This window comes from Rhizobium sp. P2_G9 (genome assembly GCF_056403475.1).
Genome location: NZ_JBFUFK010000010.1, coordinates 150,938 through 167,631 on the forward strand (window position 1 = coordinate 150,938; position 16,694 = coordinate 167,631).

General features: G+C 58.3%; 15 protein-coding genes and 1 pseudogene. 10 read left to right on the forward strand and 6 right to left on the reverse strand.

All coding sequences use genetic code 11. From position 1 onward, the window contains the following. Positions 1–2: 2 nt before the first annotated feature. Positions 3–668 (forward strand): hypothetical protein, encoded by a 666-nt coding sequence (locus tag AC1DYF_RS10790; RefSeq protein ID WP_477876723.1) that lies wholly within the window; start codon positions 3–5, stop codon positions 666–668. Between the two features lie 91 nt (positions 669–759). Here the strand turns inward: AC1DYF_RS10790 and AC1DYF_RS10795 are convergent, their stop codons facing one another. After that, the gene (locus AC1DYF_RS10795) at positions 760–1,062 is read right to left on the reverse strand and encodes a hypothetical protein (protein WP_477876724.1); all 303 of its coding nucleotides are present in this window, start codon (positions 1,060–1,062) and stop codon (positions 760–762) included. On the opposite strand from AC1DYF_RS10795, the gene AC1DYF_RS10800 reads away from it, so the two are divergent. The 6 genes from AC1DYF_RS10800 (at position 1,061) to AC1DYF_RS10825 (ending at position 4,756) form a co-directional block, all read left to right on the forward strand. Next, positions 1,061–1,906 (forward strand): hypothetical protein, encoded by an 846-nt coding sequence (locus tag AC1DYF_RS10800; protein ID WP_477876725.1) that lies wholly within the window; start codon positions 1,061–1,063, stop codon positions 1,904–1,906. The two genes, AC1DYF_RS10795 and AC1DYF_RS10800, sit on opposite strands and share 2 nt — an antisense overlap. 259 nt (positions 1,907–2,165) lie before the next feature. Then, a complete protein-coding gene (mobA, locus tag AC1DYF_RS10805) occupies positions 2,166–2,789 on the forward strand; it encodes a molybdenum cofactor guanylyltransferase (protein WP_477876726.1) in 624 nt (207 codons plus the stop codon). A gap of 12 nt (positions 2,790–2,801) precedes the next feature. Next, a complete protein-coding gene (mobB, locus tag AC1DYF_RS10810) occupies positions 2,802–3,326 on the forward strand; it encodes a molybdopterin-guanine dinucleotide biosynthesis protein B (protein WP_477876727.1) in 525 nt (174 codons plus the stop codon). 56 nt (positions 3,327–3,382) lie between these two features. Further along, positions 3,383–3,862: a hypothetical protein gene (locus AC1DYF_RS10815; protein ID WP_477876728.1), complete on the forward strand. Its 480-nt coding sequence runs from the start codon at positions 3,383–3,385 to the stop codon at positions 3,860–3,862. Positions 3,863–3,864: 2 nt separating this feature from the next. After that, positions 3,865–4,251: an acyl-CoA thioesterase gene (locus AC1DYF_RS10820; protein WP_477876729.1), complete on the forward strand. Its 387-nt coding sequence runs from the start codon at positions 3,865–3,867 to the stop codon at positions 4,249–4,251. 181 nt (positions 4,252–4,432) lie between these two features. Further along, positions 4,433–4,756 (forward strand): PAAR domain-containing protein, encoded by a 324-nt coding sequence (locus AC1DYF_RS10825; RefSeq protein ID WP_477876730.1) that lies wholly within the window; start codon positions 4,433–4,435, stop codon positions 4,754–4,756. A gap of 100 nt (positions 4,757–4,856) precedes the next feature. Here the strand turns inward: AC1DYF_RS10825 and AC1DYF_RS10830 are convergent, their stop codons facing one another. Together AC1DYF_RS10830 and AC1DYF_RS10835 are read right to left on the reverse strand one after the other, a co-directional pair. Continuing rightward, positions 4,857–7,097 carry a cadherin-like domain-containing protein gene (locus AC1DYF_RS10830; protein WP_477876731.1) on the reverse strand — a complete coding sequence of 747 codons (2,241 nt, stop codon included), beginning with the start codon at positions 7,095–7,097 and terminating at the stop codon, positions 4,857–4,859. A gap of 772 nt (positions 7,098–7,869) precedes the next feature. Continuing rightward, a complete protein-coding gene (locus AC1DYF_RS10835) occupies positions 7,870–8,844 on the reverse strand; it encodes a DUF3137 domain-containing protein (RefSeq protein ID WP_477876732.1) in 975 nt (324 codons plus the stop codon). 109 nt (positions 8,845–8,953) lie between these two features. Between AC1DYF_RS10835 and uvrB the strand changes: the two genes are divergently transcribed. After that, positions 8,954–12,148: an excinuclease ABC subunit UvrB gene (gene uvrB, locus AC1DYF_RS10840; RefSeq protein ID WP_477876733.1), complete on the forward strand. Its 3,195-nt coding sequence runs from the start codon at positions 8,954–8,956 to the stop codon at positions 12,146–12,148. Between the two features lie 240 nt (positions 12,149–12,388). On the opposite strand, the gene AC1DYF_RS10845 is transcribed toward uvrB, so the two are convergent. Further along, positions 12,389–12,658: an antibiotic biosynthesis monooxygenase gene (locus tag AC1DYF_RS10845; RefSeq protein WP_477876734.1), complete on the reverse strand. Its 270-nt coding sequence runs from the start codon at positions 12,656–12,658 to the stop codon at positions 12,389–12,391. A 360-nt stretch (positions 12,659–13,018) separates the two neighbouring features. Here AC1DYF_RS10845 and AC1DYF_RS10850 point away from each other — a divergent pair, with 360 nt between their 5' ends. Continuing rightward, positions 13,019–13,156 carry a hypothetical protein gene (locus AC1DYF_RS10850; protein WP_477876735.1) on the forward strand — a complete coding sequence of 46 codons (138 nt, stop codon included), beginning with the start codon at positions 13,019–13,021 and terminating at the stop codon, positions 13,154–13,156. A gap of 381 nt (positions 13,157–13,537) precedes the next feature. Here AC1DYF_RS10850 and AC1DYF_RS10855 read toward each other — a convergent pair whose 3' ends face one another. Further along, positions 13,538–14,053, reverse strand: coding sequence for a hypothetical protein (locus AC1DYF_RS10855; RefSeq protein ID WP_477876736.1), 516 nt, complete (start codon positions 14,051–14,053; stop codon positions 13,538–13,540). A gap of 290 nt (positions 14,054–14,343) precedes the next feature. Here AC1DYF_RS10855 and AC1DYF_RS10860 point away from each other — a divergent pair. Further along, positions 14,344–15,533 (forward strand): IS3 family transposase gene (locus AC1DYF_RS10860; protein WP_477876737.1). Its coding sequence is split into 2 segments (ribosomal slippage): positions 14,344–14,596 and positions 14,596–15,533, totalling 1,191 coding nucleotides; the frame shifts between segments, so codons are not numbered across the junction. Between the two features lie 725 nt (positions 15,534–16,258). Here AC1DYF_RS10860 and AC1DYF_RS10865 read toward each other — a convergent pair. Next, positions 16,259–16,516, reverse strand: a pseudogene (locus AC1DYF_RS10865) (HD domain-containing protein); the annotation flags it as partial. Positions 16,517–16,694: the final 178 nt, after the last annotated feature.

Consider the following 16,694-nt stretch of genomic DNA (forward strand, 5'->3'; position numbering starts at 1 on the left):
ACATGCGTTTGCAGACCATTTTCCGGCCGATCGCCTGCCTTGCGATCGGCATTGCCCTCCTGTCCGGCACGGCGCGAGCCGATGACAACAAGGCGATCGTCCAGGCAATGCGATGGGCGGAAAAAATCGCAGGCAAAGCCTGCAACTTCACTACCTTTCAACAAAGCAGCGAACTGGGCAACAGCCACCTCTATCAAATCCGCTACCGCCATCCCGGCCAGGACCAGGATTCTCCCGACAATACCTTCCTTCTCTACCAGTTGCTCTGCGCACGTGGTGCCTATGACTCCACTTTCGTCTACCTGACGAAGGAGGACGGTGCGTTCCGGATATTGTCCTTCGCCGAACCGAAACTCGACTACGACTATACCGATGAGAGTTTTTCCAAACTCAAGTCGCCGCCGAAAGTGGCTGGCTATGCGACCACATCTGTTCTCACCGATTCCGCCTTCGATCCGAAGACAAATTCGATCTCGATGAATGCGAAATGGCGCAGAGAGGGTGACGCCTGGTCATCCGGCACATGGCAATTCGGCGATGCTCAGTTCGTCCTGCGGCGATACGACGTCGACCCGACCTTCGAGGGAAGCCTCGACGGCAACAATGGTACGGCGCCCGAAAACAAGGAAAGCTACCAGGTCTTTCCGATTATCGAGCGCAACCGGTGACAGGCGGCGAGCGCTGGCAATTAGCGCAGGCCCTTGATCGGTTCAACAAACCTACAAAAAATCCGCGGATTAATTCTTTTCAAGTTCGGCTTTAGTCATATCGGGTTGAGGGCCAAAGCACGTTTGCAATTCCGGTTGCCATAAATCTGTTGTTCGGCATATCCTCGGTTACCCAGCGAGCACTATTCAACATCAGATGACCATGAAGGCGAGCTTTGTCGAAACGGCTTAGATCGACATAAGGAAAATATATGCGGAAGAGTACCGGTGTTTCGTGGCTGGGCAAATTGCTGACAGCAGGACTAAGCTTTGCATTCTCAATCGCATGCTGTGCGAATGTTACGCCGGCCATAGCTTCGGAGCCCATCGCTGTTACAGGAACTACGGTGACCATGACCCCGCCCGAGGGGTTTGTCCCGGCGACAGATTTTACGGGTTTTGTGAACCTGGAAAAGGGGGGCAGCCTGTTCGTGTTCGAGCTCCCCCCCGAAGCGATGGAGCAGGTGTCTACGCTCTTCGACGATCCGGAAGACGCCGCGAAAGGTTTTGCGACCCAGGGCATAATGGTGACTGACCGAGAGGTCATCAAGATTGCCAGCGGAGAAATGGTTCCGTTACTGCATGGCACCCAAGAGCAGAATGGCATTGTCCTCGACAAGTGGATAGCGCTTTATGGTGGAAAAAAGACCGTCTTGATTACCTTTCAAGTTCCGCAAGAGAGTGCATTGGACCCAAGAGTTGTGAAAACGGCATACGCGTCCGTTTCCACAGGACCAGCGCCATCGCTTCATGAACAATTGTCGGTTCTGCCGTTCAAAATCGAAATCGCTGAGCCCTTCAACATCATAGATACCTTCGGTGGTAGCACTGTATCGATGATGGTCGGGGACAAGAACGTTGATCCCGAAGGGCTGCAGCCCATGATGACCGTGACGGAAGCACAGGTAAGCGGAGACTTATCGAATCTTGCGACACTGGCAGAGCGCGCCCTTAGAACAACGACAGGCTTCCGAGCGGCGAAGGTGACCATGCAGAAAGAAACTGCCTTCGCGGGCACAAATGGTTATCTGCTAAAGGGAACCTATAACGACAGAGGACGAAAGAAGAGCTTCTTGCAGTATTTGGGCGTTAAAGGTACTCGGGTAATTCGTCTGCTCGGAAGCGCCGACGAAGAGAAGTTTGTCACGCTTCAAGCGACGATCGAGAAAATTGCCGCTTCTGTGACGTTGAAAGATTAGCTTACGCTTGCACGACAATACAGCGCGAGGCCGAAAGAGTTTCGCGACGGAAAATTTAGCTCCATACTTTTTGAACGGGACCTAGTCGATCTATAGACGATGAAGCACATCGTTCACGGATACGCTCAATGGCCCTCCATCCCAATCTCAAGGGCGCGCTGCGGATAACATCAGCCATGGCAAGTTTCACTGTAAACGCCGCCACGGTCAAGATTGTCACGCCGCCCATTAACACTGGACAGACTTCGAGGCAGTCGGCATGAGTGCGCTCTTCCCTGGTGTGATCCTGAGCGGCGGCAAGTCGTCGAGAATGGGCGAGGCCAAAGCGCTGCTGCCGTTCGGCAAAGGCCGCCTCATCGACCATGTCGCAAACCGCCTGCGCCCGCAGGTGAGCGCACTTCATCTCAACAGCAACGAGCCGGCGATCGCGCTACCGGCAATCCAGAGTTTCGGCGACCGTTTCATCGGCTTTCACGGCCCGCTCGCCGGCATCCATGCCGCGCTGGCGCATATTCGCGAATCCGGCGTCGCGGCCAGCCATGTCGCGATTGTGCCGGTCGACGCACCGTTCTTTCCGCTCGACCTTGTCGCCCGCCTGCAGGCGGCCCTCATCGGCTCGGATGATATCGCGCTGACCATGTCCGGCGGACAGATGCATCCGGTCATGGGCCTATGGCCGCTGTCGCTCGAAGAGCGCCTCGGCGCGTGGCTGGAAAACCCGCCAACCCTGAAAGTCCGAGCCTTCCTGAAGGACCTGCCTGTCCGCATGGTCGCCTTTCCGTTCGCCGCAACCGAATTCGGCGATCTCGATCCGTTCTTCAACGTCAACACGAGGGACGACCTTGAATATGCAAGAAAAATACTCAATACGCGCGGCTTCTGAGGGATCGATCAGATGACCGCACCCAAAATCCTCGGCATTGCCGGGTGGAAGAATTCCGGCAAGACCGGCCTGACCGTCCGCCTTGTTAGCGAACTCATCGCCCGCGGCTACGTGGTTTCGACGATCAAGCACGCGCATCATGACTTCGACATCGACAAGGTCGGGGCCGACTCCTTCCGCCATCGCCAGGCCGGTGCCCATGAGGTGACGATCGTCTCCGGCACGCGCTATGCCATCATGCACGAATTGCGCGGCGCGCCCGAGCCGACCCTCGCCGAGGTACTGGCGCGGCTTGCACCGGCGGATATCGTGGTGATCGAAGGCTATAAGCGCGAGCCGGTGCCGAAGATCGAGGCTCGCCGCCTGGAGGCAAGCAGCCGTGAGCCGCTGGCGCCCACCGACCCCTATATCGCCGCCATCGCCGCCGACCATCCGGTGACGGACACCGACCTTCCGGTCTTCGATCTTGACGATACGGCAAGCATTGCCGATTTTGCCCTCGATACAATGGAACTCCCAAGAACCAAGACGCCATAGCCTTGCATTCAGCGCGATTTGCCTGTTGTCTGCAGCAAACAAGGAGGGAGTTTGCCATGCGCCATCTGGTCTTTGCTACACTGATCGCCATACCCTTGCCCGCGCTGGCCGCCGAGCAGTGCGATCATTGGACGGCCGGGATGCAGGAGGACGAAGGCGGCAGCGTCATGACTGCAAGCATCTGCGCCCCAGCCGGCAAGGACAAGGCCTACCTTTCCTTGACCTGCGGCGAACCGGGAAAACTCTCCATCCGCTTCCTTCCAGCCCCGACGAAGGGGTTCCCGCCAGGTGACAATTTCAAAGGCAAGCTCGAATTCTCGCTTGACCTGAAAATGTTCGACCTGCCCTCTGTCTACGAGGAGATGGATGGCGCCCTGGCCACGGACACAGAGATCGGCGCCCCCATGGTCGATATGTTGCAGCACGAGAAGCAAGTCACGGTTTCGGAAACCAGCGACCATGGGCCGGACGCGACCTTCTCCTTGAAGGGCTCGCGCGCCGCTTTCCAGAAACTCATCGCCGACTGCAAGAAATGACCATGACACCTGCACCGGATATCATCGGAGAACTGACGCTAAGGACGCTTGCCATGCCGGGCGACGCCAATGCCGCCGGCGACATTTTCGGCGGCTGGGTCATGGCGCAGATGGACCTTGCCTGCGGCATCCGCGCCGCCGAGCGCGCCCGCGGCCGCGTGGTTACCGTCGCCGTCAGGGAAATGGTTTTCCAATTGCCGGTGAAGATCGGCGACACGCTCTGTGTCTATACCGAGATCATCAAGGTCGGCCGCACATCCATCACGCTGAATGTCGAGACCTGGGCACAGCGCTATCTGTCGCACCAGATGGACAAGGTCACCGCCGCGGTATTCGTGATGGTCGCGCTGGATGCCGAGGGCAAGCCGGCCATGGTGCCGGAAGAATAGCGCATGCCTCCTGAAGCGGCGCCAGGTCGATAGCGGCAACTTGTATCCCAAATCCGCGTCTGCCTCTGATCGCCGTCGGTGCCACCTTCATTTTCCGCGGCTGAATGATAGTCTGTTGCAATCCTGCCGGATTGCTGCGTCATGATGCTGAAAACGCGTCTTTGAGATGAAAGCGAAGACTATGAAACGCTTGCTGCCCACCCTGCTCTTCCTGCTCATCCCGCTTGCGGCCCGGGCCGACCAGATCCCCGCCTGCGCGCTGAGCGGCTCGATGACGATGACGATCGGCGGCAAGCCGGCGCTCCGGCTCTCCGATGTCGCCAACTGCCCGAAAGAGCTCTACGACGTGATCAATTCCGTGCAGATAGACGGCCAGCCCATGGTGCATTTCAAGACAGGCATCGTCGGCAAGACCCGCTGTACCGCCGGCGGCAGCGTCACTGTCGATGTCGAGGGCAAGGCGGCGACATCGCTCGGCGATGTGAACTGCTCGGAGGCGAAGTAACGGACGTCGTAGCGGCTCCCCGCACAAACAGTCTTCGCGGCCACCGCTACAAGCCCGGCGCTTGCCGAGGCCGGCGATATGGCCGGCCTCGGCAGCACGCTCAGAGATGGAAGTCCGCGTCGACAGGCTTATTACCCTCGACATCGATTGCCATATCAAAACCCTTGTGAGCGTCGTTGTTCAGGAAGATCGTGTAGTCCTTGCCATGCGTCTCGATATAGAGGCTGCCGATCGTGGCAAGCGCCTGCTTCTCGCTGGTGACGATCTTGAAGTGGTCATCCGCGCCGGTCTTGGTATTGGCGTCGATCGCTATGAGATCGATGATATCGTGCTGGGCATGCGAGAAATCCTCGATCACGTCAGCAGTCTTCGCGGAAGATCCCGTATCGCCCTTGCCGAACACGAAGGTATCGGCGCCGCTGCCGCCCCAGAGCTGGTCGATACCGGCACCGCCGGTGATCACATTGGCCAGGCCATTGCCGGTCAGCTTGTCCGCCTTGCCGGAGCCTGTCAGGTTTTCGATCGCGACATAAATATCGCCCTTGGCATCGCCGGTATTGTCGGAAGGCTTGAGCAGGCTGGCCGTCACGCCCTTCACCGAGCCGGCATAGGAGACAGTGTCCAACCCGACGCCGCCATCCAGCCGGTCGGCGCCCACACCGCCTTCGAGAACGTCGTTACCGGTGCCGCCGATGAGCGTATTGGCTCCGGTGTCGCCAGTGAGACTGTCGGCAAAGCTGGAGCCGGTCAGATTCTCGATCGAGACATAGGTATCGCCCTCGGCATCGCCCGTGTTGGCGCTCGGCTTCAGCAGGCTGGCTGTCACACCGGCTGTAGCGGAAGCATAGGAGGCCGTGTCCGCGCCGTCGCCGCCGTCCAGCGCGTCGGCGCTGGCGCCGCCGTCGAGAAAGTCATTACCCGCACCGCCACTGAGCACGTTGACGCTGCCGTCGCCGTAGAGCTTGTCGCCAAGGTCGGAACCCCTAAGATTCTCGATCGACGAATAGGTGTCGCCATGCGCATCGCCGAGATTGATGCTCGGCTTCGCCAGGCTCGCCGTCACCGCCAATTTCGCATCCTCGTAGGAGGCTGTGTCGTTGCCGTCGTCGCCGGAGAGAATGTCCGTCCCCGCGCCGCCGACAAGGGTATCGTCGCCGGCGCCGCCATACATCGTATCATTGCCGCCGAGGCCGAGAGCGTTGTCGTTGCCGCCGAGGCCGAAGATGTAATTTCCCGCCGTGTCGCCGGTCAGCGCATCGGCGGAATCATCCTCCTCGGTTCCGTAGATCGCGGTCGTGCCCTGGATGTTGATGGTGATGGTGTCGACATCTCCACCCGCGGTCTGGACGCTGAACGTGTCCTGCGTCGTGTCCCCGTTCGCAAGGTTGGCGACGGCAGACGAGTCGAGATTGTAGGTCCAGGTCCCGTCTGCGGCGACCGAGAAGGTACCATAGCCCTGATCCGAGGTCTGTCCTGTCACGGCCACCAGGGCCGTCGAACTGTCAGGATCGGAAACATGTAGCGTGCCGCTGACACTGGTTTTCAGCAGCGAGCGGACCGTGCCGGTCTCAGTGCCTGAGAAAGTCGCGGGATCATCGACATTGTCAACCGTGAATGTGTAGGTCTGGGTATCCGAGACAGCACTGTGCGGATCACGGACCTGGATATCGAAGCTCGCCGTTGCCGCATCGTCGCCATTCTGGTGGAATGTCACGAGACCGTTGTCAAATTGCTGCTGCGTAAACGAGGTGACCTTGGTGGTACCGACCTGCACATATCCGTGCTGCAGATTGCTGACGAGATAAGTCAGGCTGCTGTCATCATTGTCGAACCCATATATTTGCCCGGTCGAAAATGCGTCCGAAGTCCCGCCCTCTGTGATATGCGGCAGATTGGCTGGGTTATCCTGGCCGCCGAGCGACAATGCCGGCGCGTCGTTAACCGCGGTCACAGCGAACTTCAGCGTGCCCGTGGCCGGGATGCCCGAGGCATCCACGACCGTCACGTCGAAACCGGCTCCTGAAGATACGTCTTCGTCGCCGTCATGCACAAAGCTGACCAGGCCGGCCTTGAGCTGCGCTCCCGTAAAGGTCAAACTGTCCGATGCGACGCCATTGACCATCAATGTCCCATTCAGCACATTGCTGATGGTGAAGACGACGTCGGAGTCCACAGTGCCCGGATCGTCCGTATAGGACATGGCGCCGGACTGAGTGGTGAAGGTAAAGGTTCCGCCCTCTGCCATTGTTATCTTCGACGCAATCGTCAGGACTGCCGGGTTGGTGTCTCCTGTGTCATCCATCGGTGACACGCCACCGGCGGCTTCAATATTTGCGGACATTTCGAAATCTCCTAATCGGGCGAAAGCGCACGCAAAACTTTTCCGCAATCGATTCGTTATCAACTAGCGCGAGCTTGGCCGCGGATGGTTAACAATGTTCTGCGCCCCCGCCCGATTTTTCACATGCCATGGCGAATGCGCATCAAATGGGGGAGCCGAGTGCGGGAGGACACATGGCCTGCCAGCCTCTTTGACAGAAGACTACAGCATCCGACATTGCGCGGAGATGACCTGTCGCCGGCGCGCCGGCAATTCGAGACGGAGCCTGCAACCATGGGATATGCTTTTGAAGGCATATCCGGACGGTGAGATTGCTGTTTCAAACAGATTCGACAGGCGGGGCAACAGGCCCGGTTTGACGGCGATTGGAGACCTGGATTGATAGGCGGCAAGCAGGCGGCAAGGTGGCGGCAAGGTGGCGGCAAGGGGCGGCAAGGAAATGCTTGCCGCCTGTTTTATTCAATAGAATCAATAACTACGGCGGAAACGGCAAGCAAAAGGCGGCAAGGGCGGCAAGCAGCTGTAAGCCATTGAAATCATTGAGGCGGCAATGGGCGGCAAGGGGGGCTCTCCTACGGAGAGAGGGCGCGCTTGCCGCCGCGCTTCTCTGCGGGAGGATGGAACGCGGCAGCCGCATGCGATGGGAGCGGACGACATCGATCTGCTCTGGGACAATGTGGATAGGCTGCCCAAGGCGCGGGAGCCGAGCGGTCTGGATCGCAGGGAGCTTCGCCCGCAAGGTGCAGGCGGGCGATGGAGCGGCTCGCTCGATTCAGAATTTTCCGCCCGCGACGCCGACCTTGCTGATCAGATGCGCAATGGCAAGCAGCACGACCATGTCGCGGATCATCGGCTCGACATCCTGCCTGTAGTCCACGTCCTGCAGGATCGACGGCACGTGAAAGTAGTCGCGATCGGCGGGCAGCAGCAGGAAACATTCCCGGCCGCGCAATGCGATGCGCGCGTCCCCGGACTGCCAGTTGCGCTTCAGGTATTTGAGCGCCGCAATCAACGTCCCCTCGACGATCGCTCTCGCGGCCCTTTCATTGTCGGTATGGATCGCATAGGCCGCATCGATCTCCGCATCATCAGAAGCGATCGTGTCCTCGTTGCCGCCAAAGGTGTCGTGAACCCATTCCTGCACAAGGTTGCCGCGCCGGGCTGCGACGAGCAGGCCGGGAAACTCAGGCTCGACGGGAAAGCGGAAGATCAGTCCGCGGAACACCGTCGTCCTGTCCTTGCCGCTGCCGACCTGGAGCCTGGATTCGACCATTTCGAAGCTGAGCCCGTCATGCGTGCCGCTGATCAGGTCGTCATTTTCGCTATGGCTGAAGCGGACCAGCTTCATGCTCTTGATGTCGGCGAGCAGGCCAGCCGGCGCGCGACCCTGAGCATATTCCACACGATCGATGAAGCCGAAGACCACCGGGAACAGCCGGTAGCGCAGGCCGAGCTGATAGTCCTTCACCGGTTGCCAGGCAAAGCCCCACACCCACCAGCCGCACGCCGCCACCACGGCGACGACGAAGCCCAGCGGATTGTGCTTGCTGTGGTCGCTGCTGTGCAGCAGCAGATAGACGAAGAACAGCAATACGAGTGCATAGGCGCCCATGTAGAGGCCGACCTGGATATAGGCCTGCCGCTGGATGGCCGGCCGCTCGGCATTGTATCCGGCGATCTCTGCCTGGATCTTTGCCAGCCGGGTCTCGTTCGGCATGTAGTGCTGCGGATCGCTCAGGCTATCCATCTCTGCCCCTCGATTGCCCGTTCACTGCTGCCAGAAACTGTCAGCAGCGTCTCGATTTTTAGACGTCCGCGGCCTTTATTTTATTCGGTTTCCGCGCCATATATTGGCCATGGCCAGATCCCCGAAAACCTCCCCGTCCGGCTTCGAAGAAGCCCCGCAAGCGCCCTTCGAAGGCGAGCCCCTGTCCGGCTCTGTGTCGGACTGGGTGAAGCAGCTCGAGCGCGAGGCCGAGCAGGCATCGCGCGGCGAAAGCATGCGCGATATCCGCTCCAAGGCCGGCAAGCACAGGAAGTCGGTCGAGAACGATGCCCGCAGGATGCAGGAAAGCGGACTGGTCGACAAGCGCTCCTCGCGCGGCGCTTCGCTGGGCGGCTCCAATGATCCGCGCACCCGCGCTGCGGCCGGCCTCAACCCGGTCGCCGGCCTCGATATCTCGCTGGAAGACGCCGAGCGGCTGAATGCCGAGAGCAAGGCCAAGCAGAAGAAGTCGGCGAAGAAATCGTCTGTCGTCGAGGAGGAAACTGACGACAACCAGGCCGCCGGCGCCGTCACCGCCACGGTCGCGGCGCTTTCCAAGCTGATCGAATCCGGCAATCCGCTGTTCAAGGACGGCAAGATCTGGACGCCGCATCGCCCTGCCCGGCCGGAGAAATCCGAAGGCGGCATCCCCTTCCAGATGGTCACCGACTATGCGCCGAACGGCGACCAGCCCGGCGCCATCCGCGACCTGACCGAAGGCCTGACCACCGGCGAGCGCAACCAGGTCCTGCTCGGCGTCACCGGCTCGGGCAAGACCTTCACCATGGCGCAGGTGATCGCCGAAACCCAGCGCCCGGCCATCATCCTCGCCCCCAACAAGACGCTGGCCGCGCAGCTCTATTCCGAATTCAAGAACTTCTTCCCGCACAACGCGGTCGAATATTTCGTCTCCTACTACGACTATTACCAGCCGGAAGCCTACGTCCCGCGCACCGACACCTATATCGAGAAGGAATCGACCATCAACGAGCAGATCGACCGGATGCGCCACGCCGCCACCCGCGCGATCCTCGAACGCGACGACTGCATCATCGTTGCCTCTGTCTCCTGCATCTACGGTATCGGCTCGGTCGAGACCTATACGGCCATGACCTTCCAGATCGAGATCGGCGACCGCGTCGACCAGCGCCAGCTGCTCGCCGACCTCGTCGCCCAGCAATACAAGCGCCGCGAGATGGATTTCCAGCGCGGCAGCTTCAGGGTCCGCGGCGACACGATCGAACTCTTCCCCGCCCACCTGGAGGATGCCGCCTGGCGCATCACCATGTTCGGCGACGAGGTCGAGGCGATCACCGAGTTCGACCCGCTCACCGGCCAGAAGACCGGCGACCTGAAAAGCGTGAAAATCTACGCCAACAGCCACTATGTGACGCCACGCCCTGCCCTGAATTCGGCGATCAAGTCGATCAAGGAAGAGCTGAAGATCCGCCTTGCCGAACTGGAAAAAGCCGGCCGCCTGCTCGAGGCTCAGCGCCTCGAACAGCGCACCCGCTACGATCTCGAAATGCTCGAAGCCACCGGCTCCTGCCAGAGCATCGAAAACTATTCGCGCTACCTGACCGGCCGCAAGCCCGGCGAGCCGCCACCGACCCTGTTCGAATATATCCCCGACAACGCCATCCTGTTCATCGACGAGAGCCACGTCACCATCCCGCAGATCGGCGGCATGTATCGCGGCGACTTCCGCCGCAAGGCGACGCTGGCCGAATTCGGCTTCCGCCTGCCGTCCTGCATGGACAACCGGCCGCTGCGCTTCGAGGAATGGGACGCGATGCGCCCCGAAACCGTCGCCGTCTCGGCCACCCCGGGCGAATGGGAAATGGAACAAGCCGGCGGCGTCTTTGCCGAACAGGTGATCCGCCCCACCGGCCTGATCGACCCGCCGGTCGAAGTCCGCCCGGCCCGCAGCCAGGTCGACGACGTGCTCGGCGAAATCCGTGAAACCAGCCTCAAGGGCTATCGCACGCTGGTGACGGTGCTGACCAAGCGCATGGCCGAGGACCTGACCGAATACCTGCACGAACAGGGCATCCGCGTCCGCTACATGCACAGCGACATCGACACGCTGGAGCGCATCGAAATCCTGCGTGATCTTCGTCTGGGTGCTTTCGACGTGCTGGTCGGCATCAACCTGCTGCGCGAAGGCCTCGACATTCCCGAATGCGGCTTCGTCGCCATCCTCGATGCCGACAAGGAAGGCTTTTTGCGCTCGGAGACGTCCCTTATTCAGACCATCGGCCGCGCAGCCCGTAACGTCGACGGCAAGGTCATCCTCTATGCCGACCAGGTGACCGGCTCGATGGAGCGCGCCATGGGCGAGACCGCGCGGCGCCGCGAAAAGCAGATGGCCTGGAACGCCGAGCACGGCATCACGCCGGAATCGGTCAAGGCCAAGATCTCCGACATCCTCGACTCTGTCTACGAGAAGGACCATGTCCGCGCCGATATCGGCGTCAAGGGCGTCAAGGGCGGCGCCACCGACCTGGTGGGCGGCAATATGCAAGCCCATCTCAACGCGCTGGAAAAACAGATGCGCGACGCCGCCGCCAACCTCGACTTCGAAGCCGCCGCCCGCCTGCGCGACGAAATCAAGCGCCTCAAAGCCGTCGAACTGGCGATCATGGACGACCCGATCGCGAGAGAGGAGCAGAAGGCGCTGGAGGCGAAGGGCTCGAAACTCGCAAACGGCAATAAAGGACCTGGGCGCCGCCACGAGTCAATCTCCCCCCTTGAGGGGGAGATGTCCGGCAGGACAGAGGGGGGTTCCGCACCCTCCCACTCCGACGGCATCCCCCCCTCTGCCCCTAATGGGGCATCTCCCCCTCAAGGGGGGAGATCATCCGCACCCTCATCGCTCTTCAAAAAGCCCGACCTCGACAATATGGGTCCCGGCACCGACATGGAACGCCCCGTTCGCTCCCAATCCCCCAAGGACCGCGGCGAGGAGCGAGACGGCTCCCTCTTCCACAAGCCGACAATGGAGGACATGCGCACCGACCCGACGCATCACTCCCCGCGCGGCGAATCCCTGTTTAAGCGCAACAACCTCGACCAGATGACCGTCCGCCGCACCGAAAAACCGCTGGCCGCCAACCCGCTGCCGGAAAAGCCGCTCGACCCGACCGCCAAGACCAAGGGCCGCACCGACACCGGCCCCAAGGACGACGGCTTCCGGCCGATCATCCGAGCGAAGTCCGGCGTGGGGAGCTATGAGGACGATCGACCCAAGAAGGGTAAAGGGAAGACGGGCAAGCCGGGGGAGTGAGGGTTACCCCTCACCAACTTTGGCCAAGGGTTCGCTATAGCTCACCCGGCCTTCGTATCCTCTCCCACAAGGGGCGAGGAAAAACCCGCGGCACCGCCTCGCCTCAAACAAGGGCAGCAATCGAGGCACCCTACCTCGCCCCTTGTGGGAGAGGATAGTAAGCCCGCGAGAGGCGTAGCCGATCGCCTGGGCGCACTTGGTGAGGGGTGATTTCAGGGTGACTTCAGCGCCCAACCCTGCTCACGCCTTCTCCGCGAACCACACAGTCGGAACACCAACAACGCCGCTGCTCTGCATCGCCTTTCCAAGTTCTTCGAGCTTGGCAAACGCATGCGCCGCGTCCGCCGTGGCGAAATCATGGATCACCGTCACATCATTGGGGTCGTCGACGGACCGGTAGACGGATTCGGCGATCACGCCATTTGCCTTTTGCACCGGCGCAAATGAATCGTAGACCTTCCGCCAAGCCGCATAATCGGAAACCTGATGCCGCACAAACACTCTCGTCATGTCACGCCCTCCCGGTTGAAATCCCATCAATATCGCTGTCACGCATCCGCAAGGCGGCCGCGTTGGACCGAGGCCGACATATCAAATGTCGTGCCCGCTGCGCTGGATCTGACGAAGCAAACCGGCGCCGCGCATAGTTTCCGTATGCTGCCGATCAAGCGCCTGCGGAACTCCTTTTCTATATCACGGAAAGTATACTTCGACACCACGAATTGTTGGTGTGAAGATCAATTGAAACATGCCGAATTGATCATCGGAGTGAACGCGCTTGGTGAGGAGTGATTTCAGCACTCGACGCTGCAACCGATTATCGAAATAGGAATAACAACAAACAACTAATTGCCACGCAGCAGCAAAAACATGTTCGAAAAGCACGAACTCTGGGAACGCAGCGAAGACTACATCTACGTCGTCTTCCGTGACCTGGACACCGACCTCCACTACGCTCAGCAGGCAGACTTCCTGCATGGTGGCGCCTCGCTTGAGGATGTCAGTTGAACAATGATCTTCGGCTACTTTTATGTCGCCGACCTGTTCAGGAATGTATCCAAGATCGAACGGTTGCGTGGCTTCGAGACTGTGGAGAAGCTATCGAGTTGCACGAGGCAGTGGAGTGGAATGTGGAGCGAGAAGCATTTGAGGAAGAGGGCAAGCCGAGCGCGTAAACGCATAGCTTCGGTTTTTCAAACTCAAGCCGGCTGAAATCCCTGTGACACACGTACAGAGATCAAGCCACTTCCGTGGCGTGAAAAATGCCAAAGAACTCCGATTACCGTCCTGCTATTTTCGAAAAGAACGAATTTAGGAATTTAGCGAAACCGAGCCATATTGGCTCCAGCGATTTGGAGACGATCTCAATACCGCAACTAAAGCTACCATCTAGGTCATTTCACTCAAAACATCTTTTGCTTCATTTTTATAAGTAATTGTAGCAGGCTTTAGCCGCATGGCCTCCTCGAGGGCAGAGTGCCGATCAACGAAACCCTCCTTAACTTCAAGAAATCTCACGGTCGCCGCTAACTCAAGGCTTCGCCATGCCTTTCGTGTCATAAACCGAACCGCTCGAACCTCTTCTTCATTGAAGTCTGGGCTTTCTTCCAAAAATTTACGGCCTGCATCAGTAAGATGATAAGAATAGCGTGCGTTTGTTTGATCGTCGAAGTAATGGGCGCGCTCATCTAACCAATTTTGCGCAACAGCAAAACGAAGAGCATCGGATACCGTCCGGCTATACGGACCATAATGGTGATAATCAAAGTCAGTCGCGTCAAAGAATGACGAGCCCGAAACAGCTAGCAAAAATGCTTCTTTTTGCAAGCGAATGCGCGTATCGAGTTCTCCGCCCGCGGCACTTATTATTCTCATAATCCCCAAGAGAGTTTTTGGACGACTCATATTAGCGCTCCTATACGTTGCCATCGAGAGCATACAGAACAAATAGAGAACAATCTACTGTTTTCCCATTTTCGCCCGCACCTCTTCTAAAACTATCAAGCGAGGGAAATAGGTCTTGTTTTTCAGAGCCTTGACGATCACGCTGTCAGAATCGTCTTCCAGAGGCTGATCCTTCTTCCCCCCTCCAGTCAACCATATAGATTCATCCGGAGATTCTGGATTAAAATTGACCTGCCACGGGTAATTTCCTCCAGAATGGATTAGAGTCCGGCCCATTGAAGGACGGACGCATGAAGAAGCAGAGATTTACGGAAGAGCAGATTATTGCGGTTCTGAAGGAGCAGGAGGCTGGCGCGAAGGTAGCCGACCTGTGCCGCAAGCACGGAGTTTCCGAAGCGACATTTTACAATTGGAAAGCCAAATACGGCGGCATGGAAGTGTCCGAGGCCAAGCGTCTGAAGGCGCTTGAGGAAGAGAATGCCAAGCTGAAGAAGCTGCTCGCCGAGCAGATGCTGGATGCAGCCGCACTTCGCGAGCTTCTGGCAAAAAAATGGTAGGGCCTGCCGCCAAGCGTGACGCTGTCACGCATCTGAAGGCCGTGATGGGTCTTTCGGAACGGCGGGCCTGCCAGATCATATCCGCGGACCGCAAGATGATCCGCTACCGGTCCTGCCGGCCGCCAGAGGTGGCGCTGCGGGCAAAGCTGCGCGATCTTGCAAACGAGCGACGGCGCTTCGGATACAGGAGGCTGTTCATCCTGCTCCGGCGGGATGGAGAGCCGTCCGGCGTCAATCGCATCTATCGTCTTTACCGCGAGGAAGGACTTTCCGTGCGCAAGCGCAAGGCCCGGCGGCGTGCCGTCGGCACGCGTGCGCCGATCCTGGTCGAGGCAAAGGCCAACGCTCGCTGGTCATTGGATTTCGTCCATGATCAGTTTGTTTGCGGCAGGCGCTTCCGCGTGCTCAACATCGTTGATGATGTCACGCGCGAATGCCTGGCGGCTATCCCTGACACCTCGATCTCGGGGCGTCGCGTCGCAAGGGAGTTGACGACACTCATCCAACGACGCGGCAAACCCGGCATGATCGTCTCAGACAACGGCACAGAACTCACCTCGAATGCCATCCTGGCCTGGTCGAAAGACCACAAGGTCGAATGGCACTACATCGCGCCCGGAAAGCCGATGCAGAACGGCTATGTCGAGAGTTTCAACGGGCGCATGCGCGACGAGCTGCTCAATGAAAGTCTGTTCTTCGGCCTCGATCACGCCCGAAGCGCTATTGCCGAATGGATCGAAGACTACAACCAATTCCGGCCACACTCATCGCTCGGATATCTGACCCCGGCGGATTACGCCGGGACCCTCGCCGCAACCGGCTCCAACGCTGCGCAAGATGAAAGCTTCGCGTTTCCGCCGGTTGCTCCCACCGCGCCAAGTGGCGTATCCAGAACCGCCGAGGCTCTAATCGCCACTGGATGAAAGTTCAGTGGCAGGTCAAAATCATATCCCTTGTAACTTGTGCGAGACGGATCGTCGACCGCTACATAATATTGCGCAAATTCGTCCCCAACAATCTCTGAGGTAAATTGCAGAGCCTGTTTTTCTTGAGCCGCCATCTTCGCGTAAGTGACATCAGTAATGGTAATTGCCTTTAACAATTTCCTACTGAGCAACCGCTCGCTCAAGTCATGCAAAACTTTATCGCCATAATAGCGCCAGTAATCAATGAGTCCCCAAACTGTAACATCAGAGATTCGGCCGTAATCTTTGAGAGAGATCTTAGAGCCACCCTCAAGCAGCGATATAAACGGATGAATGTTGCTACCTATATTTGGGAAAACATCGACCTTCCCATTCTTGTAGAGATCCATCGCGCGCCGAAATATATTTAACAACATTTGCGTCGCAGACCTTACGCCCTGATGATAATATATCGCACGATACAATTGATCGATAGTCACTAGATATGCCTCGACAGCTTCTATGGCGCCTCTATTAACAGCTATACTTTTCCCATCATGCACATCAAGAAGGTCGAGTAATCTCTCAAAATCATACCCATGCCCACGCATACCCGCAAACATCGCATCACGCTGCACGTAATCAAGACGATCCGCATCCATTTGGCTAGAAACTATTTTATACTTCCAATCATCTGCGCTTCGTAACTTCTTATCAAAATATGCAGCAATAGCTTGTGGAAGATTCGCATCGACTTCACTTAGAATAGCGTTAATTTTTCCTTCTCCCATGATATACGCTTTGGTCATCGCTTCATGGTGAAATTCTATACCATTTGATTTAAGTATTTCTTCAAGTGCATGGGAAAACGCGCCATGGCCGATATCATGGATCAGCGCCGCCAACAGTATTTCCATCTTAACGTCATAATTTTCAGCTTGAGATCTGTTCCTGCATATCCGCTCATACATCAAGCGTGCTACGTGCTTAACCCCCAAGCTATGCGCAAATCTCGAATGCTCAGCTCCGTGGAAAACTAGGCCGTAAACTCATAAACGGGCTTCCCCTTTGGGTTTGACGGTGATTCAAGGCTGCCATTGATTTGGGAGCCTAATGATGACCCGTCGCCGCCATGAGCTGACTGATTTGGAATGGAATATTATCGCGCCTTTGTTGCCG

What these genes read in the sequence shown, in the direction of transcription:
- AC1DYF_RS10790 (WP_477876723.1), top strand. Translation starts at nt 3, where the DNA reads ATGCGTTTGCAGACCATTTTCCGGCCGATCGCCTGCCTTGCGATCGGC.
- AC1DYF_RS10800 (WP_477876725.1), top strand. Translation starts at nt 1,061, where the DNA reads ATGACCCCGCCCGAGGGGTTTGTCCCGGCGACAGATTTTACGGGTTTT.
- AC1DYF_RS10795 (WP_477876724.1), bottom strand. Translation starts at nt 1,062, where the DNA reads ATGGTCACCGTAGTTCCTGTAACAGCGATGGGCTCCGAAGCTATGGCC.
- mobA (WP_477876726.1), top strand. Translation starts at nt 2,166, where the DNA reads ATGAGTGCGCTCTTCCCTGGTGTGATCCTGAGCGGCGGCAAGTCGTCG.
- mobB (WP_477876727.1), top strand. Translation starts at nt 2,802, where the DNA reads ATGACCGCACCCAAAATCCTCGGCATTGCCGGGTGGAAGAATTCCGGC.
- AC1DYF_RS10815 (WP_477876728.1), top strand. Translation starts at nt 3,383, where the DNA reads ATGCGCCATCTGGTCTTTGCTACACTGATCGCCATACCCTTGCCCGCG.
- AC1DYF_RS10820 (WP_477876729.1), top strand. Translation starts at nt 3,865, where the DNA reads ATGACACCTGCACCGGATATCATCGGAGAACTGACGCTAAGGACGCTT.
- AC1DYF_RS10825 (WP_477876730.1), top strand. Translation starts at nt 4,433, where the DNA reads ATGAAACGCTTGCTGCCCACCCTGCTCTTCCTGCTCATCCCGCTTGCG.
- AC1DYF_RS10830 (WP_477876731.1), bottom strand. Translation starts at nt 7,097, where the DNA reads ATGTCCGCAAATATTGAAGCCGCCGGTGGCGTGTCACCGATGGATGAC.
- AC1DYF_RS10835 (WP_477876732.1), bottom strand. Translation starts at nt 8,844, where the DNA reads ATGGATAGCCTGAGCGATCCGCAGCACTACATGCCGAACGAGACCCGG.
- uvrB (WP_477876733.1), top strand. Translation starts at nt 8,954, where the DNA reads ATGGCCAGATCCCCGAAAACCTCCCCGTCCGGCTTCGAAGAAGCCCCG.
- AC1DYF_RS10845 (WP_477876734.1), bottom strand. Translation starts at nt 12,658, where the DNA reads ATGACGAGAGTGTTTGTGCGGCATCAGGTTTCCGATTATGCGGCTTGG.
- AC1DYF_RS10850 (WP_477876735.1), top strand. Translation starts at nt 13,019, where the DNA reads ATGTTCGAAAAGCACGAACTCTGGGAACGCAGCGAAGACTACATCTAC.
- AC1DYF_RS10855 (WP_477876736.1), bottom strand. Translation starts at nt 14,053, where the DNA reads ATGAGTCGTCCAAAAACTCTCTTGGGGATTATGAGAATAATAAGTGCC.